The organism is Prolixibacter sp. DSM 2831, assembly GCF_056493735.1.
Window position 1 is genome coordinate 4,836,001 of sequence record NZ_CM151379.1, and the last position, 24,093, is coordinate 4,860,093.

The window sequence follows — 24,093 nt, forward strand, 5'->3', positions numbered from 1 at the left end:
CTAAAACCAATAACGTATCCGCTCCGTAAATATTCTTACAGACCGATACTTTTCTCAGAAAAAATGTGATTAGTATGACTCGTTGGTGAGGTACTTGCCGGAAATAAAGCGAACCGGGAACCAAGCTGCAAAAAATCCGATGACCAGAACGGAAATGAAAATGGCCGTCACATCCATGGGGATGATTTTAACCGGATATGCATCGATAATGAAGGAGGTGCCGCCGGTAAGTTTTAGCAATCCGTATGTTTGCTGAAGCCAACTGACAACCAGGCCAAGAAATGTACCCACTACGGCTCCGATGATTGAAATGGACCAACCTTCGAAGAGGAAAATTTTTCGGATAAGACTGTGATTGGCTCCCATACTTTTCAGGATATTGATGTCTTCCTTCTTATCGAGAATGAGCATGGTGAGAGAGCCAACAATATTGAACGAGGCAATAAGCAAAATGAAGACCAGGATGAGGTAGACGGCCCACTTTTCGCTCTTCATAATCTTGTACAGGTAATCGTGCTGCTGGTATCGGTTTTTCACCACAAACCGGTTGCCCACCAGTTCCTGTATTTTTTGTTGTGTTTCTTTGACGGACGCATCTTTCTTCAGTTTTAACTCAACAGCACTGACGCCGGTAGGCATTTCGAACAACCGGCGGGCAAATGCCATGGGAACAATCACGTACTTCGAATCGATTTCCTGCTGAATACTGAATATCCCGGTAGGGAAAATGATATCATGATTGAAATTCCCGACCAGTCCCATCCCCATCGTTCGGCCCCTTTGCGGAACATACACCTGGATGGGATTAATAAAATTGAGCCCGACCGAAAGATAATAGGCCACTCCCTGTCCAATGACAGCATAGTAGTTGTTCGCGTCCTCCAGCTTGAATTTGCCGTCCACCAACATCGTATCGATTCCGGTCATCTGCTGAAACGACGGACTCACGCCCATGATGGTGGCAATGTATTGCTGATTGCTGTACCGAAGCAATGCATTCTCCTCAATAATCTGAGCATAATCGGCCACCTCGGGCAGGTTACGTATTTCCTGAAAAATAGCCGTGCTGTCCTGGAAGCTTTTCCCTTCGGCGACGGTGATTTTCAGGTCGGGGTCAAATGAAGAAAAGAGCGATTTGATCAAGCCGTCGAAGCCATTGAATACCGACAAAACCACCACTAATGCCATCGTCCCCACCGACATCCCGACGATGGAAATTCCGGAGATAATGTTGATGATGTTGGTCTTCTTCCGCGAAAGCAGGTAACGCTTGGCTATGTATAACGGCAGGTTCATCGCGTAATTTCTTTAGGCTGGTTTTTCGGCTTTCACCATCAGTCCGGTTCCGGTTTCATGCTTTCCGTGCACATCGAAATAATTCAGCAAAGCAGAAATGGGATAGGCCACCAGGTAATAGAATGGCAACACCACGAAAAAGATTTTGGAAGCGCCCAACATCTGGATCGGATACTTCATCGAAAGACGCCAGGAAATTTTTCCCGGGGCACCGTATGTATAGCGTACATCGATGTTGGTAAATCCGGCTCTTTCCAGCTTCTCGCGAATATCCGTCACTCCGTAACCATCACGAACGTGTTCGTCGATAAAACCGTGCACATCTTCCTCGTGGTCGTGATCGTGGCTATCGGAACCACCCTGATCGGATGGGGTAGAAATGAACAGAACGCCGCCCGGCTTCAGTGAAGCATTAAAGTTTCGGAAAACCTGTTCGTCTTCCAGAATATGTTCCATCACGTCCACCGAAAGAATCAGGTCGTAGGTTTCCGGCTCATCAAATTTGGTCAAATCCGCTTCCGCGAAATGTACGCGTTCGCCTTTCCCAATTCGGGCAAAAAACTGGTTGCAATCAGCTATTTGCTCTTCTTTTACGTCAACACCTTTTATTTGGGCCTTCGGAAAAAGCCGGCTCATCCGGTAGGTGTACTGGCCAAAGCCGGAACCGGCGTCCAGGATTTTCAATTCCTTGCCGGTATGTGACTTGCCCCACTTTTTCAGCTCCCGACTAACGTGCCAGGCACGCAACAAAAGCATATCGAGCAGTGAATAGAAAACTTTGCGTAGAAAAGGTGTCCGGTTGAAAGCTTTTCCCAGAACGCGTTTAATCGGATCGTATTGCATGTGCCTGAAATCGTTTAAAATCGAGCGTTTGTAATTTATTTCAACAGGTTGTCAATGTTTTCGATGTAGTCGAGACTATCATCCAGGAAGAACTCCAAATCGGGAATTACCCGCAACTGGTGGCGCACAATCCGTCCCAATTCCCCACGCAAATGACCTTTCCGGTTGTTGATGTGGTCCAGAATTTCCTGCGCATTGTCCGACGGGAAGATACTCAGATAACAGCGAGCCAGCGACATATCGCGGGTCACCCTCACAGTCGTTACGGTAATCATCTTTCCCTGAAAAAGCATCTGGGTTTCGCGTCGAAACAATTCGCTCAGTTCTTTTTGTATCAACCGGCCAATTTTATTCTGACGGGTACTATATTCTTTCATCTCTGTCTTTTTTCTTTTGCTGTAAATAACGGTTTCCCGGAAACTCAATACAAAATAGCGTTAACACAGGAATCCATATGTCGTGATATTTAAGCGCAAAGGTAAATAATTATGACGGAAGATAATTCATTGCCCAATTACTGCTGCTCATTTATCAAAAAATGACTCTCGTTTTTCGTTTGAGCCTTGACTTTTCACCGAATCGCCGTATATTTATATGTGCAGACATAATATGCAAACTGCTTATGAACTGCGGATAAACAACTAATTATTGATTGTGTTCCGGATGTAATCATCCAATCGATATCGTTACCATATGAAACTCAAAATCGACCACAACAGTTCAAAGCCCCTGCATGCCCAGGTAGAAATTCTACTGCGCAAACTGATCGAAAAACCCGAATATCAGGAAGGTGCCTATTTGCCCAAAGAGGTTGATTTAGCTAAAAAGTTAGGCATATCGCGAAACACCGTTAGACAAGCTATCAACAAGCTGGTATTCGAAGGATTACTTATCAGGAAGAAGGGACAAGGGACAACTGTTGCTCCAAAAACAAATCATACACCGGCGGTTGACGGAAATGCCATTGCACGACAAATTCAGTCAGATGAAGAACCATTGGTCACGCTTCAGACAAATGCGGTCCGGGAAGATGCCAACGAAACGGTCGCCCGGTTCATGCAAATTCCGGAAGGAACACCCGTTTTCAAAATTACCCGGTTGGAAGGAAATGACGACGAACCGGTGGTTTATCTCGAAAGCTACTTCCATCCCCGTCTGGGATTACACGAAGACATGGATTTTTCAAAGCCACTGAGCCAGATTCTAACCAACGATTTATCGGTTGTACTCTCGCTTTCGCGTGAAAAAGTGGAAGCCCGGCCTGCATCGACCATCACTGCCAAGCGACTCGGAATCACTACCATCGATCCGGTACTGGTTCGTGAACGCTACGTTTATGATACCAACAACCAGCCGGTAGAATACACCACCAGCTTTTACAACGCATACAAATACGCCTACAACGTTGAAATTCAGCACAACCAGGCTATCTACCCAGACGTTTAAACTTTCTCGTCAAAAACAAACCGGAATTTTCTCTACTTTGTTGTTATATCTCTGACTACCGACATCATTAACCATTTCATGTTTAAACATAGAAATTACGAATGGAAGTGCTGGCAACATACGGTTTAATTGGTCTCTTTGTCGCTGCCTTTGTGGCGGGAACCCTCATTCCGTTTAATTCGGAAATCGTGTTGAGTGCCGTTCTGATCGCCGGTGCCGATTTGATGACCGCACTCGTTGTGGCAACCATCGGTAATTCATTGGGGGGACTGGTGACCTATTACATGGGACACATCGGGAAACCGGAATGGCTGGAAAAATACGGCAAGGTGAAACATGAAAAGCTGGTGCAAATACAACCGCAACTCAACCGGTACGGGCCCGCAGCTGCAACGCTTTCGTTTGTTCCCGGACTCGGTAATGTTATCATCCTCGGGCTTGGTTTCTTTCGCATTGCTCCATTCTGGAGCTTCCTGTTCATGACATTCGGCAAGCTGGCCCGTTATGCTGTTTGGGGATACATGACCGATTTAGTGATTTAATACCCCGAAAAAGTCGACATTACTGAACCGACTGTTGCCTAAATAGTTGTATCTTTTTACACTGAAATGAATTTGTAAGAATCTCGATTATTAACCCTACGCTAATGGGTCCATGCGAAAGCTCATTCTGAATATTGCTATTAGCCTCGATGGCTGTATTGAAGGACCGAACGGTGAGTTTGACTGGTGTTTCACCGACCAGGACTACGGGATGACCCAATTCATGAAACAGATTGACACGTTGTTGATGGGACGGAAAAGTTACGAAGTGCTCACTTCCTCTTCCACTGACCCATTTCCCGGCAAAGAGTTGGTCGTTTTCTCCCGAAGGCTCCGTAATCTCGAACCTCCTGCACGACTTCATCAGGGAAACCTGAAACATACGGTGACGCAGTTGAAAGTCCAGCCCGGAAAAGACATCTGGTTGTTTGGCGGTGCCGACATCGCCGGACAATGCCTCGATCTGGGTCTGGTCGACGAAATGCAGCTCGCGGTTCATCCCCTGTTCATTGGCAATGGAAAGTCACTGTTCCGTTTGCTGAACAGGCGCCGAAACTGGAAATTGAGTGAAACCAAGCGCTTCGATACCGGTTTGATACAACTCTTCTACCGGAAAGAACAGTAGTCGAAACCGTCGGTCTCGCTGTCGCTGCCTGGACAAGTCGATAACCAGTAGTTATTGAGTATAATGGAATTGTATTTGCACACACGATTGATTACCACTTACTTTACCATCGCAAACCAACACTCAAACTCATGTTGGTACTTAACGTCTTTCCTATCGGGAAAAACATAACCGAAACGATTAAATAAGACAACTATGAGCCTTCAGATTTTAGTATTCGGCTTCCTTTTCGGAGCCATTCTTCAGCGGGCGCAGCTGAACAAATACAACACCATCAGCGGAATGGCAACGCTGGAAGACTACACCGTAGTCAAAGCCATTCTCGTCGCCATCGGACTGGGCATTATGCTCATCAACTTCGAAATCGGAACCGGGCAAGCAATCTACCATGTAAAACCGTTCATTGTTGGCGGCATTATGCTGGGCGGATTGATTTTCGCAGCCGGCATGGCCATTCTGGGTTACTGCCCCGGAACCATGGCTGTCTCACTTGGCGAAGGCTCCATCGACGCTTTGGTCGGTATCGTAGGCGGCTTGCTGGGAGGACTTATCTTCACTGCCGTCCTGCCTGCCATCGAACCCATTCTGGGTCCCAACTTAGGCAAGATTTCCCTCTTTACCATCATGGGTGAGCAAACCACTTACTGGTTTTACTTTCTGACGATTTTATTTGGCGCCGCAATGATTCTGCTCGCCTTCTATTTCGATAAGAAGCACAAAGCTCCAAATTACCGTTGGCTGTTTGCCGGCCTGGCATTGGCTGTCCTCAACGCGATGGTATTCCTCAAGGTAACTTCCAACCGTCCCATCGGTGCATCGACGAGTTATCCGTATGTAGCTGACCAGCTCACCGGGATGACCAACAACGGTTATTTTGGTAAGATTGCTACTCCGGGACATTGGGAATTGGTTTTCCTTTTCGGAGCGCTGCTGGCCGGACTGGTTTTCTCACTCCTGTCAAAAGAATTCAAAATTACCGCCATTCACCGTCGCTGGGAGCATTACAAAGGTAAATCGGTTAGCAAACGATTGGTAACTGCTTTCATTGGTGGCTTCATCCTCATTTTCGGAGCTCGCATGGCCGGCGGATGTACCAGCGGACATATTCTTTCGGGTGGCATGCAATTGGCAGTGAGCAGCTTGGTATTTGGCATTTTCGTTTTTGCCGGCTTGATCATTACCGGAAAACTGTTCTACAAGAGAAAGTAACTTCCAATTAGATAACCCTTTCGGGGAAAGACTCCTTTCTATGTTCAAACATAATGAAAGGAGTTTTTTTATGAGAGATGCCAGACGAAAGACACCAGAAAGAAGACATTTCGGTTTGTAAAAACTTTAATGACATCCTTATAGCTTCCTGAGATTATCCACTCCCAAATCTCCCTTTCTCACCTTCACCCACCCTCCCTATCGCTCCTCCATTAATCTTTCGTGATTTTTCTGTTGCAAAAAGGTGACAACTCCAGGCGGCAGAATAGCTATCCATCTCACTATTTTCGGGTTACCAACGTAAAGTTTTTGTAATCGGTGTAAAACGCTTTTGCAACCCGTTGGTTATCCCTTTCCAATCGTATAACTTAGACTGGTTCAAAACAGACTTGACAACTGACAATTAGATACTATGAAAAAGCTTTTCACTGCTTTTGCGGTACTCGCTTTCGGGCTGATTCTTTGGTCCTGTCAGCCGCAAAAGAAAGAGGCCGTTGTGCTAACTGCACCGGCCGGTGACCGATTCACTAAGATTGTGCCGGGCGGCGAGACCGTTCTTCCCAACGGACGGCTCATTACGCCCTTCGGGAATACTTTTATGGTAGCTCCTCACCCGTTTGGTTTGACACTCAGCCATGACGGAACAGTAGCCGTGACCGCCAATTCAGGTACATCGCCACTGTCCATCTCCATCCTGAAGAACATCACGTCGAAAAATCCGGACATCCGACAGGTACCTCCCGGTCCATCGACCGACCGCGGTGTGCTGGCTTCGGTTTTCATGGGACTGGCTATTTCGCCGGACAATAAAGTAGTGTATGTAGCCGGCGGACAAACCAACCAGATTTATTTGTTCGACATCAACACCGGGGAGAAACTGGATTCCATTGATTGCAACGTGATGGCCGATGGCGAGAAAACGCCTTACGGGTACATCGGCGACATGGTGCTGAGCAAAGACGGCAAAACATTGTATGCGGTCGACCAGATGAACTTCCGACTGATCATCGCGGACACGCAAACGAAAAAGGTCCTGTATTCGGTTCCAACCGGACGATATCCTTTCGGGGTCACCCTTTCGCCGGACGAAAGCAAGGCATACGTGGCCAACGTGGGCATGTTCGAGTACAAGAAGATTGACGACATCGAGTCGAAGCACAAGATTGACAAAGCCCTGAGTTTTCCGGCTTTTGCCTATGGCTCGAAAGAGATGAAAGAAGGCACCGTTATTGACAGCATCAAAGTGCCGGGCCTTGGCGATCCGAACGTTCCCGAATCGTTTTCAGTGTGGGCCGTATCGCTGAAAGACAAGCCGCATGTAACGGCCAAAATCAAAACCGGAACACTGGTGGGTGCCAAAGTAGAAGGCATCCCGGCCGTGGGTGGCTCGAGCCCGAACTCGGTGGTAGCAACTGACCAATACGTTTTCGTGAGCAACGGAAACAACGACAACATCTCCGTCATCGATGCAAAGAGAGATACCATCATCAAGGAGATAGCCCTAAAGCCGGCCGATCCGCTGAAGCACTTCCGGGGCGTTATTCCGTTCGGTCTGGCCGTTTCGCCGAACCAGAAAAGGCTGTACGTAGCTGAATCGGGCATCAATGCCGTAGGTGTGATTGATATTCCCTCGTTAAAAGTGCTCGGCCACATCCCGGTAGGCTGGTTCCCATCGAAACTGAAGGTAACGCCTGACGGGAAAAAGCTGATTGTAGCCAATGCAAAAGGTTATGGCGCCGGCCCAAATGGCGGCAAAGACTTCAAAGAAGGCCCCGAAGGAACCTACATCGGCAACCTGATGAAAGGAACCGTTACCGTGATGGACATTCCGGACGACTGGGAACTACATACCCTGACCGATAAAGTCATCCACAATAACTTCAAAATCCAGTCGGTGACGGATGCGATAAAAGGCCGAGAAAACAATCCGATTCCACTCTACGGCGGACAGAAAAAGTCGCCCATCAAACACATCGTATTCATCTCGAAAGAGAACCGGACGTACGACGAGATTTTTGGTCAGTTGAAGAACGCCAACGGCGACCCGACCATTGCCCGTTACGGAAGTGACGTGAGTTTTACCAACCACGAAGGTACCCTGAAAGTGGAGCACGCCACCGTGATGCCCAACCACCTGAGACTGGCGCGGCAATTCGGTTTTGGCGATAACTTCTATGTGGATTCGGATGTGTCAGCTGACGGACACCGCTGGCTGGTGAATACCTATCCTAACGAGTGGGTGGAAACCTGTACACCGGCCAGCTACGGCGGTAACCGACGTTACAATCCGGAATCGACCGCACCCGGTGCTTTGGCTATGAACGGTGCGGCAGGAGCTGTCTATCCCGAAGATTACAACGAAGCCGGTTCGCTGTGGGATCACCTGGAGCGCAACAAAATCGACTTTTACAATTTCGGGTTCAGCGTGATGTTCGAGCCGGCGTTCTACGACAAATCGTACAAATACACGGGCATTAAGCAGTTTGCCAACTTCCCGGTGCCGCAACCCATCTTCACCCGCTCATCGAAAGCATACCCGACGTTCAATATGAACATCCCGGATCAGTTCCGCATCAGTCAGTTCATTAAGGAATTCAATCAGAAATGGATTAACAGCAACGATACGATGCCGAGCGTGATGACCGTTATCATTCCCAACGACCACGGTGCTGGTGAGCGGCCAACCGAAGGTTATCCTTTCCGCGAAAGCTACATGGCCGACAACGACCTGGCCGTGGGACGCATCGTGGAGTTTCTGTCGCACACGCCATATTGGAAGAACATGGCAATTGTGATTACCGAGGATGATGCGCAGAACGGTGTGGACCATGTGGATGCGCACCGCAGCGTGCTGATGGTGATTTCGCCTTACGCGAAACATCATTACGTAGGCCATGTGCACTACAGCTTTGGCAGTTTATTCAAAACATTCTGGAATGTGCTGGGCCTGCCTTACCTAAACCAGTACGATGCCGGTGCTACCGATTTGGCCGATATGTTTACTGACAAGCCGGACTTTACGCCGTACGAAGCCGTTCCGGTAGACCAACGCATTTTCGATCCGAAGAAAGCACTCGATCCGTTGGACGAGAACTTCGACTGGGCTGCCCTCAACAAAGGCCCGCAGCTCGACGATCCGGAAGACATGGTGAAAGACCAGAAGGAACAGCCAGAGTACCGGACGGAAGACCAGAAATAAATGGAAAATTAAAGACTACTAAAAAGAAAAGTCCCCGGGGTTCGGGGACTTTTTTATTTCATGAATCACTCATCCTGAACCTGAGTGATCAGCTCGTAGCTGGTACTTCTGCCGCCGCCCGGTGTTTTTCTTAATATACCTTTGTTTATTAGATTCTGTATATCGCGCAGGGCTGTATCTGTAGAACACCTGCCAATTTTAGCCCATTTTGATGTCGTCAGTTTTCCGTCAAATCCATCCAGAATCATATTCAACAATAATTTCTGGCGTTCATTTTGCACCCGGCTTGAATTTATATTCCAAAAACGGTGCTTGAAGATAACCGTACTCAAAGTTTCATCTGATGAATACAAAGAGTTGAGTAAACAATTCAGGAACCACTCCAACCAACGAGTAATGTCGACCGTTTCCTTTTGCGTTTTTTCCAATATCTGGTAATAGGCTTTTCTTTCCTTTCGAATTTGAGCTGACATGCTATAGAAGCGCTGAGAGATTCCATCCGAACGAGTCAGCAGCATATCGGTTATGGCACGCGCAATCCGGCCATTCCCATCTTCAAACGGGTGTACCGTCACAAACCATAGATGCGCAATTCCTGCCTTGATGACCAGGTCCAACTTGTTATCTGAGTTGAACCAATCAAGAAATAAGGACATTTCATGCTCTATGATTGAAGCAGCCGGAGCCTGATAATGTACTTTTTCTTTTCCCAATGCTCCGGAAACCACCTGCATAGGCCCTGTGGAATCGTCCCGCCAGCTCCCAACGATGATTCGGTACATCCCACTTCGCCCGGCAGGAAAAAGAGCTGAATGCCAATCAAACAACCTTCCTTTCGTTAATGGTTCCCTGAAGTTGTGGGTTGCATCAAACATCATATCAACCACACCATCTACATCCCTGTCTGATGGAATCAAACCGGAAACATCCATCCCCAACTTCCGGGCAACAGAAGAGCGAACCTGCTCCGGATGCAAAAGCTCTCCTTCAATTTCAGATGATTTGAGCACGTCGAGAGTTAAGGTTTCCAAAATGGCCTCCCTTTGCAAATCAAAGCCAAGAGCTTCCATTCTGCCAAGCAACTTACCCTGAAGATGACGCACCTTCCCCAATAGCAACAACAATTGTTCATTATCCCATGAGAAATTGGGCCAACCTTCCTTTTCGTAGATGTAAACCTTCATTCACCGCAATATTTGCGGTAAATATACCATTTATTCACCGCATGAAAAATTATTTGTCGCATATTTTGCGGTGATTAGTTTCTATATTCGCCGCAAAAAAAAGAAAAGTCCCCAAAGATTCGGGGACTTTCTTCTTGCTGGCATGGTCTTTTATGAAATATACTAATCAGTTGCCTGGGCTGTCATTTTTTGAGCGATGTGGTCCATCACTGGTTGTATTTCGCTATCGGAACTAAAATCAACCAGTTTCATATGTTTATCAATCACCACCGTATGGGGTGCAGGCATGTAAAATACCTCTCCGGCTTTGAATGTCTCTTCGTGGCCATCCTGATAGATAACCCGCAAAGAACCGTCAATCACATATCCCCAATGATCCGACGTGCACATATCTCCTGGAAGACCTTTCAACAGAGGGGTAAAATCCATGGGTTGCGGCATATCTACGTATCCAACGGTCATTCCCGCGATTCCTGCCACATTCGTAAAACCATTCTTTGAATTGGGTGGAATGGAGGTGGCTGCCATGTGAAATGACGCGGATTTTGGCTTCTGAAAGGAGGAGACATCAATTACATTGCTGCTAACAATTTTCCATTGCCCATCGACTTTTTTCAAGGTTCTCGATTCCTTTTTCTTCTGCCCTTCATTACCGCCCCAGTTGTCAGACTGGTCGAAACTGACGAATGCGACATCGCGGCCAATGACGAATGAGAAGTTCGTCCGGCTCATTTCCAGATCGAAGGGCTCCATCTGGCTGATGGATTCAGCCAACGATTTGTAATCAAAATCTCCCTGAACGCCCTGAGCATTGGTAAACAACATGCCTCCCTTGTTTGTCGGAAGCCAGCACGAGGCCCATTTAGCGGAATCTGCCTGTGCGGAATAGTTGCTTTCATCGGCCAGCACCTTGATAATGGCTGCTTTGTCGGCATCTTCATTCATTGATCCAGCACAGGCCGTGAAAATCAGTGCAAAAATCAATAGTAAGTTTTTCATAGGTGTTCTTTTTTCACATGATGAATAGGTCTTTGGGGAAGTAAGCGTCGCCAGTATGGATTGGGGAAACCATACTCGTTTGTATATTCGGCTGACATAAGAATCGTTGGAACCTCCTGTCGCAGGTTAGTCGGATTACAGGTAAATTTCAGCCGACTGTTGATTAGCAGCCTTTTGTTATGCAAAAAAGATAATGCTTCGATAAAGGCCGTCCAAATACTTCATGAGTGTCAGACCGATGATCATAAGTTAGCATCAAGCCTTCAATTTCAGTTAGTTACACAAATCAATTTAGGGAAGTATTTTCGGATAAACAACTCTTTTTATTGGATTTTATCCCGCGGATGACATGGTGAAGGACCAAAAGGAGCAGACGGAAGATCAGAAATAATTTGAAAGTAAGTTTACATATAAAAGAAAAGTCCCCGGAGTTTCGGGGACTTTCTTTTTGATGCTTATTCAGAATTCTTCTTTATTTTGAAGCATATGTTATAATATATCTTAACGTGTGAAATTTTGCTCATTCAACTCCTAAATTACCAATAATCCCATCCAGAAAATCAATATTTCTCTTTTCGATTACATAATCAGCTGTCCCAAACAATTCATCAAGATAATCGTGAAATGGTTTATAAGAACTAGAATCGATATTAATAACTATTTCATTTGTAGCAGATTTCTTTACCGAAAAAACATAAAAAGTTGACAATTTTCTCCGGTCCTGAATCTTTTGAATAGAAACAACCGCCTTTTCTCCCAAATGAGAGCTCGTCTCGAAATATAATGTTGTTGGATTTTGTCTACGCCAGTTAAGTTTACCTTGAATTGTTGCGTCAATAAATTTCTTAATAATTTCGATATATTCTTCTTTTGCCCCCATATTAGTCAAGTTTAATTGTTCTTTTTTCAAAATATCCCATAAGCTCAGCAAGTTGTCCACCCAAATCACTAAAATGTTTTTCTACTGCGTAATATACAGCGTTCTCAACAACCGTATCACTTTCAATAGGTCTAACTTCCGATAAAGAATCCTTTGTCGCGTCTAAAGTTTCATAGATGCTTTTGATTACATCTTCGTAGTCGCCATCTTTTTTAAAAGGTGAAGTCAACCTTCTAATCCTCCTGTTTATTTCACTGTAGAAATCTCTAGCTTGCGGAAATTCAATATCAAATTCTAGTTTGTCAAGCTTTTGAATTATTTCATTCAATTCAATTGTAATGGTTTGAATCTTCACAGTTTTACCAGCCTCATTTGCTGCTTGTTTAGCAGCTCTTGCCTCAACATAAGCCTTTATAGAGGCAATCAAACTCAATAAACCAACCAAAAAGAAAATCCAAAAATCCCAAGTCTTCCAAAATGGAGGGAACAACTGTGATATTTGCTTTACGACTTCACCAATATCATTCATCTATTTTTATTTTTCAAGAGGCAAGCAACTCTCCAATTATTATCTGAATACCACTAACGTTATTTAATTCTTTTAAAAAGCTAATTTAAGATTTTTTGTTATACGGCCTTTTTTTATTCTTTCCTTAAGCATAAAACCGCCCAGCAGGCGGTTTCCAATCACTTGATATAGGCACATTTCTATTTTTCTTCCGCCGCTCCCAACTCCTCATCGATTAACGCTATCAGCGTTTTGATATCCTCCAAAGCCTGGTTGTAGGCGCCTTCCTTACCTTTGGTCAGGAAGAGGCTCTCGATGAGGATGTTTTGCAGCTCGACGGAGTAGAGTTTTTCGGGTTTTATGATTTTCAGCGTGGCATAGTTAATCACACCTTTCACTTCGGGTGACAGCTCGTTGATGATGATTTCCCAATGGATTTTCTCCAGCATGTTCATGTAATTGTAGGTCACTTCCAGCTTTTGGAGCTGGCTGGTAATGCCCCGGTTCTTCAGCAACTTCAACTCTCCACTGTTCACCAGTGTCTCGTAAATATTGCCGCTGCGTTGAAAATCGGAATACCGCGACAGGTTCATAACGATGATCGCCAGTGTGTCGATTTGACTGCGGTCATTGGCCAGTATCAACTGGTTCGCATACTCGTACTGCCCCGAGTAGAAGTTGTTGAACGCCTGTACCCGTAGTAGCTCGTTCCGGTCGTCGACTACCTGTCGCCGGATATTCTGATAGATTTTCTTCTCATTCGCCTTCTCAATGCGGCGGGTATTCCAGTTGTTAATTTGCAGGGCAATCAGGATTCCGATGACGAGCAAAACTATCTCGCCCACTGCGTACAGCAAGTATTTGCTGAACCGCTCACCGGAAAGAAATTCGAATCGCATTTTACGGAACACTCGGATCATGGTTATTCATTGGTTAGTTGGTTCAAACGCTTTGCTCATCCCATTGCAGCCAGGATGTAGTTTTTCAGAATCCGGTACTGCTTCACTTTCGAGGTGTAATTTCCCCCGGTGAACACCACCACGGCATTGAATTCAGGAATAACGACAATTTTCTGTCCACCCCAACCCAGGGCCGAGAACATCAGGCCGGTAGCCGAGTATTGCTTGGTCCACCACGTGTAGCCGTAACCGACTCTACCCAAATCTTCGCCGGGTACTTTGATACTGTGATTTCCCCCGTAAGGCTCCGCACAATTGGAAATCCACTCGTCGGAGAGCATCTTCCGCCCCTTTCCGTTCAGATGCTCGAGCATGGCCACGCCAATTTTCACCATGTCGCGCGGAATCATCTTTACCCCTCCAGCCGCATGCGCTTCGCCCGTCTGATATTTCAGCCACCAGTCAAAGGTTTCTATGTTTAGCGGCCTGAACAGGTACTCAGCCGAGAACTCTTCCAGTGTCATTCCGCCGGTTGCATTCTTCAGGATGGCATTCAAAATTTCCATGTTTCCACCGGAATAGTTGAAGTGTGCCCCGGGCGGTGCAAACAGCGATGCGCCCAGGCTATATTCCACCGGAGTCATCCCGGAAAAGTAGATGGCAATCTGATCATTTTTGATGCTGGTCAGCGGAGCGCCCCATTCGTCCCACGCCAGGCCCGAAGTCATGGTCAGCAGGTGCTCTATAGTGATATATTCACGACCGGCCGTTTCCAGGAAATCGTATTCCGGCAGGTAATCGAATATCGACTGCTGCACGCTATCGATAAATCCCTTTTCAACAGCAATCCCGATGCACAGAGATGTAATGCTTTTGGTTACCGAGTGCACGCAATGTGCCATATTGCGATCCCAGTTCACCCATTCTCCGTAATGTTTCGGTGCATCCCACTGGTATTGGTGTCCCGGAAAATATTCCTCCACCACCAACTTACCGTCGCGGTAAATCAGCATCGAGTGCACTTCGCCATGGCGTCCATCCCGAATCCGCTCCACAGCCCGCCTGATTAAGCGTTTATCCATGTTCACCTCATCCAGCGACCCAGTGACAAAACCATCGTTGATTTGCCCGGGTGGCTGGTAGGTGTATCGGCTGGAGATCTGACTCTGGCAACCAACGAACAGCACCAGCATAGATAAGATGAGAATCGCTTTTTTCATGGCTTAGTTAGTTGTCTGTTCACTTCCGTCCTCCAATGATGGCGGTAAGAATCAAGCCCAGGCCCAAACCTCCTAAAAGGCAACCAACAAAGGCCAATACAGATGCTTGCAGGAAAAAGAATCCTACGCCTAAGCCCAGCAGTAAACCACCACCGGTTGCCCAGGTACTTTTGTCTTCAATTTTTACTTTTTCGTCCATTTTTAGATCCTCCGTTTTGTTTTTATTGTATTTGATTATTAGATGTGAAAGTGTATATCTCTTGATGATTAATATTCAAACTTCTGAACAAAAGCCAGAAGCCAATTATTAATTCAAAAAGACCGCTCGGAAGCCAGAAGACTATTTGATTTATCGCCATGGCAGCATATTGGGGAGCCAGAAGATACATCATGGAGTGAATGAAAATGAGGGCAAATGAAAAGATCCCAAAAGCTGCCAATATCCGGGGGATATATCCTGACTTGAAAAACAAATAAGAAAATATCATCATGTCGAGCCCCAATAATACCATGGGAACTGAAAATATGGCCATATGTGATTTGATAATCAGAGTTAACGGAACCTGGAGCTGTTCAGGCGTAAACACTTTCAAATATGCTTCTCCATCTAAAAGATGCAAAGCAATGAAAGCGACCAGTACAATAACTGCCGAGATAATGGCCTCGACCAGCTTCAAAAGAAGTGCAAGCAAAGCAAGATTCCGATTTTCCGGTTTGAGTATCCGATAGAGAGTCCACCCCAGTATGATCAAACCTACCGGCATGAGCAGTTCAATTGTCATACCCAGACGGAATAGTAGCACATTGTCCAAAATATGATTAGCTGTCGCCGAGGCATTTGTTCCAATATTAAATTTGGAAAGAATGAGAGTCCAATTAAGCGTAGGAACGATAAAGGCCAACAGGAACATGAAGCCTGCTATTTTTGCAGCCTTTTGTTGTGATGAAGCGATGATTTGACTTATTGTTCTATCTAAATTCAATTTGAATTCCTCCGTTTTCGGTTTATTAAGATTAATTGAGTACTTATTTTTTCGGTCATGATACCACGTTGATGATTACGTTTCCTTTTTTGTGGCCCTTGGCAACATACCGATGCGCCTCTACCATTTCGTCGAACGGATACACCCGATCGATAACCGGACGAACAGCTCCGCTCTCCAGCAATTCGTTGAGAAACTCCAAATCGCTATCTTTCGCCACAGCGGTATGGGTGATCATTTTTTTCCGACTGGTCAGTGAAGTCCAGATTCCCCGAATGGTCTGCATGAACCGCTGATCGGCCAGGATGTAAACGCCGTCTTTTTTCAGTGAACGGATGCATTTAGTAAAAGGGCTTTTTCCGACGGTATCGAAAACAATGTCATAGGTTTCGCCAAGCTTCGAAAAATCCTCCCGTGTGTAATCGACCACTTTGTCGGCGCCAATGGATTTCACCATTTCGAGATTGGCTGTGCTGCACACACCCGTTACTTCTGCGCCGAAGTGTTTGGCCAGTTGCACGGCATAGGTACCCACCGCACCTGATGCTCCGTAAATGAGAATCTTTTGACCTTTCTGCAGATTCGCTTTCCGCAAAAAATAAAGAGCGCCAATGCCCATAAACGGAATGGACGCCACTTCCCGGTAAGTTTTCCCGGCAGGTATTTTAGTTATGATGCCATCTTCCGGTACCGTAAGGTATTCGGCATAGCAACCCAACTGCAACCACGGCGGTGCCCCATACACACGGTCGCCAGGCTGAAAGCGGGTCACCCCCTTACCAACCGATTCTACTTCGCCAGCAAACTCAACGCCCAGAACGGAACTTTTGGGTTTCCTCCAGCCCAACATAAAACGGGATGGAAGCCAGAACAGAAGATGCACAACGAATCCCCGCATCCGAACATCGCCGGCGGTAACCGTTGTAGCATGTACTTTTACCAGTACTTCGTGATCGCGGGGGGAGGGCTTGTCGACCTCCTGAAACCGTAACACTTCAGGAGGTCCATACTTTGTGCAGACGATAGCCTTCATCAAGTTAGCCTGTTAGATAATTAAAGTTATGACTGTTGCAGCAGTTTTGCAATTTCAGGACGAGTGGTTTTGATACGTTCGTAGTCCAGTTTCAGTCCCAACGGACCAAATACCTTCCCGAAATAATCGTAAATACCTTTCACCGCTTCGAAAGGAACCTGTACGGATTCGAGCGCTGTGGAGCCGGCGTTGTTTTTAATGGATGTATCAGCACCATGTGCCAATAACGCTTCAACAATTTCCGTACGGCAGAAGAATGCAGCCGTGTGCAAAGGCGTGGAACCATCGTTGTTCCGGAAGTTGACATCGGCTCCCGCTTCAATCAAGGCCAGCGCCATTTCGTTCCTGCCAAAGGTAGCTGCCGTCATCAAGGGACTCGAACCACCCGAGGATTCTTTGATATTCAGATCGGAACCGGATGCGATGTGCTGCTGTACCGCTTCCATATCACCCATGACAATGGCTTCGTGCAGGCTGACTTTTGGATTCGCTTTTGCTTCGACCTGCTTTGCCGGTTGTTCCGGCTCAGCAGTAGCTGATTTCTGACTTCCTATTACTATGAAGGCAAACAATGCGCCTACCATCACAGCACCGGTGGCCAGTTTCAATGGAACATTCGGTTGGAAAACCCGGCGATAGACAATTACCAGCAGGTTGCTCACCGCGTACGTCAAAATGGTCAATACGGCATATTTCACCAAAGCGGGAACCGGTGCGTACAGCAGTCCAACCGCAATCACTCCCATCACGACCAGGTGAATAATGTAAACCGAATAAGAGCTTTTGTTCAGTTCGTCCATTAACCAGTTGGTTTTATTCAGGCTAAAACGGAACGCATAAATCAATACATACAGGAAACTCAACATCGAAAGCACAGCCGAAACATGGTAAAAGAGCCGGTCGACAAACGGGTCAACAAAGTAGAAGTTCCTTCCGGGATTGATGATATTGAAGAACAGGTTCAGTGCTACAACCGTGAAAACCAGTAATGAGAAGGTCAACATCACATTTACTTGTATATACAGCTTTTTATTTTTTGTGCCCGATTCAAACACTTTCTGCTTGTTGCAAAGGGTTCCCAACAGGAAGGACATGAAATAGAGCAACAGCCTTTCCCGCTGAAAATCGAAAAGCGCTGTATGCGTCCAGCCCATCAAGCCGGATTCGGAAATAACCATACCGTAAAGTACCCCGAAGACGAAGGTCAAAACCACACCCGTTTTCAGTGAAATTTTGAACGATAAGAGGTTGAGTTTGTACAGTGCCAGGTAAATCATCTGGAACAAAAACAGGATGGGTAAGAACCACAGCCAGTTCTGGGTCGGATTATTGGCAAAGAAGAAAAGGTCGGTTCCGGCACGTTGGAAAACGTGGAAATAAGTGTACCAGGCTTCCTGTGGCAATCCTCTTGAGAAAAGGAAGATCGCTTTGTAAGCGGGAATCAGGGTCAACACGGCAATCAGCCACGGAAGCATAATTCGCTGCAGTTTCGACTTCACGAAACTCCACGTATTTTTACTCTTTAAAGAATAAGGAATAAAGTATCCGGAGATGAAGAAGATACTGAACATCACAAAGAGGTCCAGGTACATTCTGATTAAGCCAATGGAATTATTTTTCACCGGGTCGACAACAATCCAGTTGCCTTCGAGGGCTTGTTCATAAACCAATCCGGCGTGCAACAGCACCACCAGGAAGATGAGGAAGGTCCTCAGATTGTCCAAAAAATAGATTCGTGTTTTCATGACCGCATCGTTTAAATTTCGACTTTTGATTGACAGTGTAAAGTTCCGTCACGCGCTGACGCAAAGCCTATCAACCATGCCGTCAATCGTATCAAGTTTGGAGAGGCCATGAAAATTATGACGCAGGCATATCAATTATGACGCAAACGACGACGAAACGGCCTGAAATGAGGTTTCAAACTTTATGCGTAACTTTTGCACGAAAACCACTGATGCCTGACTGAATCATGCCTGAATCCGGAACCATCGAGAACGATTTTTTAAGCAAAGCGACCGCTGCCATTGAAGAAAATTTGTCGAACGAGCAGTTTGGTGTGTCAGAACTGGCTCACGAAATGGGCATGAGCCGCTCCAACCTTCTCCGCAAGGTAAAAAAGCTGACCAACCTTTCGGCCAGTCAATTTATCCGGCAGATACGCCTGGAGGCCGCTATGGAGTTGCTGAAAGAAACGTCGCTGACTACTTCGGAAATATCGTATCGCGTGGGATTTGGCAGCACCTCGTACTTCACTAAATGCTTCCGCGACCAATACGGCTATCCGCCCGGCGAAGCAAAGGGTAAGGCTTCCGCCGAAGAAGAACCGGTTCAGGAACAACTTCCGAAGAAAAAGAGAAGTCTGGTTTGGTTATGGGCCATTATCCTGGTGGTCATTACGGCCAATATCGTCTACCTCATCGTCGGTCCGATGGCCGAAAAGCCCAAAACACAGGAGAAGTCCATCGCGGTGCTGCCTTTCATCAACGACAGCAACGACTCCACCAATGTCTACATCATCAACGGTGTGATGGAATCCATCCTCAACAACCTGCAAAATATTCAACATTTACGGGTGATTAGCCGCACTTCGGTGGAAAAATACCGGCAACATCCCGAGCTCATTTCCGAAATTGCCAAAGAGCTCAACGTGACCTATGTGGTGGAAGGAAGCGGACAGAAAATTGGGGATCACATCCGGCTGAATGTGCAGCTGATTGAGGCCGATGGCGACAAGCATCTGTGGGCAGAACAGTACAACCGCCAAACGAAGGATATCTTCTCGTTGCAAAACGAAATCGCTAAAAACATCGCTGAGAAGATTCAGGTCATTATCACGCCGGAAGAACAAGAGCGCATTGACAAAGTACCAACCCGGAATTTGGTTGCTTATGACTATTTTCTGAAAGCACAGGAATATTTCCACAAAGGCACCGGCGAAGGACTGAAAAAAGCCCTCCCCTTGTTCAAAAAAGCGGTGGAACACGACCCGACATTTGCCCGCGCCTACGCTGATATCGCCATTGCTTACTATTATCTGGACATTAGTCAAACCGAAAAACAATACGGTGCCGAAATCAACGAGAATGCCGATAAAGCACTGCTTTACGATTCACAGTTGCCACAGAGTTTGATGGCGAAGGCGCTTTTCTATATGCACAGCAGGGAGTACAAACTGGCCGAACCCTACCTGCTGAAAGCGCTGGAATATCATCCCAATTCCGCCATGGTCATCAATCTTCTGTCTGATTTCTATTCGACTTACTCTCCCAATGCGGAAAAATACCTGGAATATGCGCTAAAAGGTGCGCAACTCGACATTGCTGCCAATGACTCGGTGACTGCCAGTTTCATCTTCCTGCACATTAGCAATGCCTTTATTCAAAGTGGTTTTGTTGATGAAGCCGCAAAGTACATCAATCAATCGCTGGCGTATCATCCCGATAATCTCTACTCTCAATATGTGAAAGCGTACATTCAGTACGCCCGGAATCCAGACTTACAAAAATTACGGACTCGTCTGATTGCCGTGCTGAAAAAGGATACTACCCGGTTGGACGTTTTGCAGGAGGTAGGAAAAATCTGTTACTACCAGCGCGATTACGAAAGTGCTTATCGCTATTACCAACCGTTCATCGCTGCCAAAGAAAAGTATCACCTGGCGATTTTCCCGGGCGAAGACGCCAAAATCGGATTGGTGTTAGCCCAGGTCGGAGAAACCGAAAAATCAGCTGAATATTTGCAGAAATACAAAGTTTTCGCGGAAGGCGATCAATCCATATACAAGCACCTAAGCCTGGCGATGTACTATGCCTACGAAAACCAAACGTCCAACGCAATTGAGCAGTTGAAGCTTTTTTCAGAGCAACAGGACTACTACTACTGGGTGATTCTTTTCCTCAAAATCGATCCGCTGATCGATAACGTGAAGGACAATCCCGAAGTCAGGAAACTCCTACACACCATCGACATCAACTTCCAAAAGCATCACCGGGAAATGAAGACTTCGCTGGAAAAGAAAGGGGTGATTTGAAGTTACGGATGAAAAATCAACAATAAGCTAACTATCAAAGTATCTGCTTAAAACCATCCAACAGCATCTGAACGGCCATCATCACCAGAATCATTCCCATGAAGCGCTCGAGAGCAATCAGTCCGCGCTGTTTCAGCACTTTGATAAGAGCCGGTGCCACCAACAGAATAATGAAGGACATAATCCAGGCAATCACCAACGAAAGAACCAAACTGACACGGTTACCGGGGCTCCCCTGCGACATCAGGATTAACATGGACAGGACGGACGGCCCAGCAATCATCGGTATGGCAATCGGAACAAGAAAAGGTTCACCGCCAGGGGTTTGTCCCATCACTCCTTCCGGCTTCGGGAAAATCATCCGCAAGCCAATAATTAACAGGATAATTCCTCCGGCAATGGTCACCGCCTCTTTTTGCAGGTGCATAAAGTTCAGCATAGGTCTTCCGGTAAAAATGAAAAACACCAAAATCCCCAGAGCAATCAGCAACTCCCGGATGATGATAGTTCGCTGACGTTTCAGTTCAATTCCTTTCAGCACTGCCAACAGAATGGGTATGTTACCAATCGGGTCCATCAGTAGAAATAACAATACAGCTGCCGACCAGATAGAATTTCCTGATTCCATGATGATTTAAATTGATTAGGTTACACTTTTGTCCAAATCAGAATAGAGAACAAGATTCCGGCAGAATAGTTTCCTGCTGAATTTGCCTTTGCAATAATAAGAAAACCCGTCAGGTTTTGGAAGCCTGACGGGTTGAGCTACGGGAACAAATTCCTTGACAATATCTTTACTGAAACAGTTGCTTGTTGGGTTCCGGTCCCATATCGAAGACCAGTGTGTCACCGTTCATAATTTCGTCCTGCGTGATGTACGAACGATGCAACTCCTGTCCGTTCAGTTTCACCGACTGTACATACAGGTTATCCTCCGATGCATTCGGTGCTTTTACGGTGAACACCTTGCCGGGAGCGACGGTAATCTGCGCTTCCTGCACAATCGGAGAACCTAACTGATATTGCTGGTCGGAAGGACTGACCGGGTAGAATCCAAGCGCACTAAACACGTACCAGGCCGACATCTGACCGCAGTCTTCGTTTCCACAAAGACCATCCGGTGCGTTGTAGTACATTTCGGTTTGAATCTGACGGTTCAGCTCCTGTGTCCGCCATGGCTCGCCCGCATAATTGAACAGGTAGGTGATGTGATGACCGGGCTCGTTCCCTTGCGCATACCCACCAATCAAGCCGGAAATATCGGGAGAAGCTTCGGCTCCTTTTACACCGTGTTTCAAAGCAAACAAAGTGTCGAGCTTGTCAGCGAAAGCTTTTTTGCCACCCAGCAAATCAATCAAACCGGGTACATCCTGTGGAACTTCCCACAAATACTGCCAGGCATTTCCTTCGGTATAATCACTCTGACGATGCTTGGAATAGGCCGGATCAAAATCGCCAGTCCAGCTTCCATCCAGCTTTTTCCCACGGAAGAAACCGGTCTTCGGGTCGAAAATATTCTTGAAATTCCGTGACCGTTTCAGGAAGTAATTGTAGTCGTCCATTTTGCCCAGTTTCTTCGCTACCAACGCAACACTATAATCATCGATGGCGTATTCCAGCAGTTTCGAAACGGATTCATTCACTTTATCCGCTGGTATATAACCCAGTTTTTTGTAGTAATCCAGTCCGTCACGATCCGACATCATGGTATTTTTCATCGCCTCGTAGGCTTCTTCGCGATTGAAATCACCAATATTTTTCAGGATGGCTTCCCCAACAACAGGTACGCCACTGTTACCGACCATACAGAACGTTTCGTTACCTTCCAGTTCCCAAACGGGTAACAGGCCGGTCTGTTTGTAATGGTCGAGCATGGTTTTCACCATATCGTTCACGCGGTCGCGGTGCATAAACGTAAACAGCGGATGCAAGGCACGGTAGGTGTCCCACAACGAGAAAACGGTGTAACGCTTGTAACCGTTCGCTCTCATCGTGCTGCCATCGACGCCTTTGAAATCGCCGTTTCTATCAGAGAAGAGTGCCGGCGCCACCATGGTATGATACAGTGCGGTGTAGAAAGTGGTTTTCTGGTCGGGATCGCTTGACTTGATGCGAACTTTATCGAGCTCTTTTTCCCATGCATCGCTGGCTGCCTGATGAACTGCATCGAAATCCCAGTTCTCCGGTGCCGATGCGAGATTGGCCATGGCATTGTCTACCGAAACAGAGGAAACTGCCACTTTCACCATCACCTGGCTTTCGCCGAACGTGAATACGCCTACTTTCTCGGCATCCGTCGGCGCATCAAAAATTTTCGATTTCTGAATTGGCGCACTGAACCGGGCTACGAAGAAAACGTGCTGGTCGGCCGCCCATCCATGCGAAAAGCGTTTTCCGGTAATGGTATGATCATCCACTACCGTGATGTCTGTTGCATAAGGCTTGTCCCAATTGATGGCAAAGCCGAGATTCAGCATAATGTTGTGCTCTCCCTCGTCTGGGAAAGTATAACGCTGCCATCCGGAACGCTCTGTCACTGTCATTTCGGCCCGAACATCGCGATCCTGCAAAGTAACCGCGTAATATCCCGGCGAAGCCATCTCTTCATCGTGCGAAAAAGTAGCTGCATACTTTTTGGTAAAGTCGGCGTTCTTTTCACCCGGCTTGTAAGTTACGGGCTCATTCACCGGAAGGAAAGAAAGATCGGCCAAATCGCCGATGCCGGTTCCGCTCAGATGTAAATTGGAAAATCCGGAAATGATGCTGTCGGAATAGTGATAACCGGAACACCAGTCCCAGCCCGAAACGCCGTTATCGGGGCTCAACTGTATCTGTCCGAAGGGATAAGCCGCTCCCGGATAGGTATGTCCGTGACCTGCCGTTCCAATAAACGGATTGACAAAGTCGGTGAGCGCCTCCGGTTCCTGAACAGTTTTCTTAGTTGGCTGGCATGCGACTGCCAACAACAATATTCCGGTAAGGAAAGGAAGAATGTTTCGAGTCATTGGTTTTATGAGTTTTGTTTACGAATAGGATAAAAGAATTCACCTGATAAAAATACCGAAAGTTCCAGAATAGACTAAAAATTACGAAAGTAAATCCGTCCAAAAGGATATCTCGTTTATGAACTTCTTCTTCAAAATGGTTCAATTTGCCTAAGCCGAAGCGTATTCATCCTTCCCCTTTCGGGAACA

21 protein-coding genes are annotated in these 24,093 nt (G+C 46.5%); 6 read left to right on the forward strand and 15 right to left on the reverse strand.

Going from position 1 to position 24,093, the window contains the following annotated elements; all coding sequences use genetic code 11:
* Positions 1 to 69 precede the first annotated feature (69 nt).
* Genes AC060N_RS20000 through rbfA form a run of 3 tightly spaced genes read right to left on the reverse strand, consistent with a single transcriptional unit; the run spans position 70 to position 2,516 of the window.
* Entirely contained in the window at positions 70 to 1,296 is a 1,227-nt protein-coding gene (locus AC060N_RS20000; RefSeq protein ID WP_463236455.1) for an FtsX-like permease family protein, read from the reverse strand.
* Positions 1,297 to 1,308: 12 nt separating this feature from the next.
* A complete protein-coding gene (locus AC060N_RS20005; protein ID WP_463236457.1) occupies positions 1,309 to 2,139 on the reverse strand; it encodes a class I SAM-dependent methyltransferase in 831 nt (276 codons plus the stop codon).
* A 35-nt stretch (positions 2,140 to 2,174) separates the two neighbouring features.
* Positions 2,175 to 2,516 carry a 30S ribosome-binding factor RbfA gene (rbfA, locus tag AC060N_RS20010; protein WP_106540848.1) on the reverse strand — a complete coding sequence of 114 codons (342 nt, stop codon included), beginning with the start codon at positions 2,514 to 2,516 and terminating at the stop codon, positions 2,175 to 2,177.
* A 316-nt stretch (positions 2,517 to 2,832) separates the two neighbouring features.
* Between rbfA and AC060N_RS20015 the strand changes: the two genes are divergently transcribed.
* The 5 genes from AC060N_RS20015 to AC060N_RS20035 all read left to right on the forward strand — a co-directional run bounded on the left by AC060N_RS20015 (position 2,833) and on the right by AC060N_RS20035 (position 9,160).
* The gene (locus AC060N_RS20015; protein WP_479525259.1) at positions 2,833 to 3,585 is read left to right on the forward strand and encodes a GntR family transcriptional regulator; all 753 of its coding nucleotides are present in this window, start codon (positions 2,833 to 2,835) and stop codon (positions 3,583 to 3,585) included.
* A 101-nt stretch (positions 3,586 to 3,686) separates the two neighbouring features.
* Positions 3,687 to 4,127, forward strand: a complete 441-nt coding sequence (locus AC060N_RS20020; protein WP_479525260.1) for a YqaA family protein — start codon at positions 3,687 to 3,689, stop codon at positions 4,125 to 4,127.
* A 112-nt stretch (positions 4,128 to 4,239) separates the two neighbouring features.
* On the forward strand, positions 4,240 to 4,752 hold the full coding sequence (locus tag AC060N_RS20025; protein ID WP_153640687.1) for a dihydrofolate reductase family protein: 513 nt from the start codon (positions 4,240 to 4,242) through the stop codon (positions 4,750 to 4,752).
* Positions 4,753 to 4,947: 195 nt separating this feature from the next.
* On the forward strand, positions 4,948 to 5,961 hold the full coding sequence (locus AC060N_RS20030) for a YeeE/YedE thiosulfate transporter family protein (RefSeq protein ID WP_479525261.1): 1,014 nt from the start codon (positions 4,948 to 4,950) through the stop codon (positions 5,959 to 5,961).
* Between the two features lie 412 nt (positions 5,962 to 6,373).
* Positions 6,374 to 9,160, forward strand: coding sequence for a bifunctional YncE family protein/alkaline phosphatase family protein (locus AC060N_RS20035; RefSeq protein ID WP_479525262.1), 2,787 nt, complete (start codon positions 6,374 to 6,376; stop codon positions 9,158 to 9,160).
* Positions 9,161 to 9,225: 65 nt separating this feature from the next.
* Here AC060N_RS20035 and AC060N_RS20040 read toward each other — a convergent pair whose 3' ends face one another.
* From AC060N_RS20040 to AC060N_RS20085, 10 genes are all read right to left on the reverse strand, one after another.
* Positions 9,226 to 10,344, reverse strand: a complete 1,119-nt coding sequence (locus tag AC060N_RS20040) for a Fic family protein (protein ID WP_479525263.1) — start codon at positions 10,342 to 10,344, stop codon at positions 9,226 to 9,228.
* A gap of 162 nt (positions 10,345 to 10,506) precedes the next feature.
* The gene (locus AC060N_RS20045; RefSeq protein ID WP_479525264.1) at positions 10,507 to 11,343 is read right to left on the reverse strand and encodes a cupin domain-containing protein; all 837 of its coding nucleotides are present in this window, start codon (positions 11,341 to 11,343) and stop codon (positions 10,507 to 10,509) included.
* A gap of 520 nt (positions 11,344 to 11,863) precedes the next feature.
* The gene (locus AC060N_RS20050) at positions 11,864 to 12,223 is read right to left on the reverse strand and encodes a hypothetical protein (RefSeq protein WP_479525265.1); all 360 of its coding nucleotides are present in this window, start codon (positions 12,221 to 12,223) and stop codon (positions 11,864 to 11,866) included.
* A 1-nt stretch (position 12,224) separates the two neighbouring features.
* Positions 12,225 to 12,752 carry a hypothetical protein gene (locus AC060N_RS20055; RefSeq protein ID WP_479525266.1) on the reverse strand — a complete coding sequence of 176 codons (528 nt, stop codon included), beginning with the start codon at positions 12,750 to 12,752 and terminating at the stop codon, positions 12,225 to 12,227.
* 179 nt (positions 12,753 to 12,931) lie between these two features.
* Positions 12,932 to 13,651 (reverse strand): DUF6090 family protein, encoded by a 720-nt coding sequence (locus AC060N_RS20060; protein WP_479525267.1) that lies wholly within the window; start codon positions 13,649 to 13,651, stop codon positions 12,932 to 12,934.
* A gap of 35 nt (positions 13,652 to 13,686) precedes the next feature.
* Positions 13,687 to 14,850, reverse strand: coding sequence for a serine hydrolase domain-containing protein (locus tag AC060N_RS20065; protein WP_479525268.1), 1,164 nt, complete (start codon positions 14,848 to 14,850; stop codon positions 13,687 to 13,689).
* A gap of 19 nt (positions 14,851 to 14,869) precedes the next feature.
* Positions 14,870 to 15,049, reverse strand: a complete 180-nt coding sequence (locus tag AC060N_RS20070) for a hypothetical protein (RefSeq protein ID WP_463236475.1) — start codon at positions 15,047 to 15,049, stop codon at positions 14,870 to 14,872.
* A 22-nt stretch (positions 15,050 to 15,071) separates the two neighbouring features.
* Complete coding sequence (locus AC060N_RS20075) at positions 15,072 to 15,833, reverse strand: DUF4386 domain-containing protein (protein WP_479525269.1); 762 nt, start codon at positions 15,831 to 15,833, stop codon at positions 15,072 to 15,074.
* 55 nt (positions 15,834 to 15,888) lie between these two features.
* A complete protein-coding gene (locus tag AC060N_RS20080; RefSeq protein ID WP_479525270.1) occupies positions 15,889 to 16,866 on the reverse strand; it encodes an NAD(P)-dependent alcohol dehydrogenase in 978 nt (325 codons plus the stop codon).
* Between the two features lie 26 nt (positions 16,867 to 16,892).
* Entirely contained in the window at positions 16,893 to 18,611 is a 1,719-nt protein-coding gene (locus AC060N_RS20085; protein ID WP_479525271.1) for an acyltransferase family protein, read from the reverse strand.
* Between the two features lie 227 nt (positions 18,612 to 18,838).
* On the opposite strand from AC060N_RS20085, the gene AC060N_RS20090 reads away from it, so the two are divergent.
* A complete protein-coding gene (locus AC060N_RS20090; protein WP_479525272.1) occupies positions 18,839 to 20,899 on the forward strand; it encodes a helix-turn-helix domain-containing protein in 2,061 nt (686 codons plus the stop codon).
* Positions 20,900 to 20,933: 34 nt separating this feature from the next.
* Here the strand turns inward: AC060N_RS20090 and AC060N_RS20095 are convergent, their stop codons facing one another.
* Entirely contained in the window at positions 20,934 to 21,527 is a 594-nt protein-coding gene (locus AC060N_RS20095; RefSeq protein ID WP_463236493.1) for a MarC family protein, read from the reverse strand.
* A gap of 166 nt (positions 21,528 to 21,693) precedes the next feature.
* A complete protein-coding gene (locus tag AC060N_RS20100) occupies positions 21,694 to 23,904 on the reverse strand; it encodes a GH92 family glycosyl hydrolase (RefSeq protein WP_479525273.1) in 2,211 nt (736 codons plus the stop codon).
* Positions 23,905 to 24,093: the final 189 nt, after the last annotated feature.

What these genes read in the sequence shown, in the direction of transcription:
- AC060N_RS20000 (WP_463236455.1), bottom strand. Translation starts at nt 1,296, where the DNA reads ATGAACCTGCCGTTATACATAGCCAAGCGTTACCTGCTTTCGCGGAAG.
- AC060N_RS20005 (WP_463236457.1), bottom strand. Translation starts at nt 2,139, where the DNA reads ATGCAATACGATCCGATTAAACGCGTTCTGGGAAAAGCTTTCAACCGG.
- rbfA (WP_106540848.1), bottom strand. Translation starts at nt 2,516, where the DNA reads ATGAAAGAATATAGTACCCGTCAGAATAAAATTGGCCGGTTGATACAA.
- AC060N_RS20015 (WP_479525259.1), top strand. Translation starts at nt 2,833, where the DNA reads ATGAAACTCAAAATCGACCACAACAGTTCAAAGCCCCTGCATGCCCAG.
- AC060N_RS20020 (WP_479525260.1), top strand. Translation starts at nt 3,687, where the DNA reads ATGGAAGTGCTGGCAACATACGGTTTAATTGGTCTCTTTGTCGCTGCC.
- AC060N_RS20025 (WP_153640687.1), top strand. Translation starts at nt 4,240, where the DNA reads ATGCGAAAGCTCATTCTGAATATTGCTATTAGCCTCGATGGCTGTATT.
- AC060N_RS20030 (WP_479525261.1), top strand. Translation starts at nt 4,948, where the DNA reads ATGAGCCTTCAGATTTTAGTATTCGGCTTCCTTTTCGGAGCCATTCTT.
- AC060N_RS20035 (WP_479525262.1), top strand. Translation starts at nt 6,374, where the DNA reads ATGAAAAAGCTTTTCACTGCTTTTGCGGTACTCGCTTTCGGGCTGATT.
- AC060N_RS20040 (WP_479525263.1), bottom strand. Translation starts at nt 10,344, where the DNA reads ATGAAGGTTTACATCTACGAAAAGGAAGGTTGGCCCAATTTCTCATGG.
- AC060N_RS20045 (WP_479525264.1), bottom strand. Translation starts at nt 11,343, where the DNA reads ATGAAAAACTTACTATTGATTTTTGCACTGATTTTCACGGCCTGTGCT.
- AC060N_RS20050 (WP_479525265.1), bottom strand. Translation starts at nt 12,223, where the DNA reads ATGGGGGCAAAAGAAGAATATATCGAAATTATTAAGAAATTTATTGAC.
- AC060N_RS20055 (WP_479525266.1), bottom strand. Translation starts at nt 12,752, where the DNA reads ATGAATGATATTGGTGAAGTCGTAAAGCAAATATCACAGTTGTTCCCT.
- AC060N_RS20060 (WP_479525267.1), bottom strand. Translation starts at nt 13,651, where the DNA reads ATGATCCGAGTGTTCCGTAAAATGCGATTCGAATTTCTTTCCGGTGAG.
- AC060N_RS20065 (WP_479525268.1), bottom strand. Translation starts at nt 14,850, where the DNA reads ATGAAAAAAGCGATTCTCATCTTATCTATGCTGGTGCTGTTCGTTGGT.
- AC060N_RS20070 (WP_463236475.1), bottom strand. Translation starts at nt 15,049, where the DNA reads ATGGACGAAAAAGTAAAAATTGAAGACAAAAGTACCTGGGCAACCGGT.
- AC060N_RS20080 (WP_479525270.1), bottom strand. Translation starts at nt 16,866, where the DNA reads ATGAAGGCTATCGTCTGCACAAAGTATGGACCTCCTGAAGTGTTACGG.
- AC060N_RS20085 (WP_479525271.1), bottom strand. Translation starts at nt 18,611, where the DNA reads ATGAAAACACGAATCTATTTTTTGGACAATCTGAGGACCTTCCTCATC.
- AC060N_RS20090 (WP_479525272.1), top strand. Translation starts at nt 18,839, where the DNA reads ATGCCTGAATCCGGAACCATCGAGAACGATTTTTTAAGCAAAGCGACC.
- AC060N_RS20095 (WP_463236493.1), bottom strand. Translation starts at nt 21,527, where the DNA reads ATGGAATCAGGAAATTCTATCTGGTCGGCAGCTGTATTGTTATTTCTA.
- AC060N_RS20100 (WP_479525273.1), bottom strand. Translation starts at nt 23,904, where the DNA reads ATGACTCGAAACATTCTTCCTTTCCTTACCGGAATATTGTTGTTGGCA.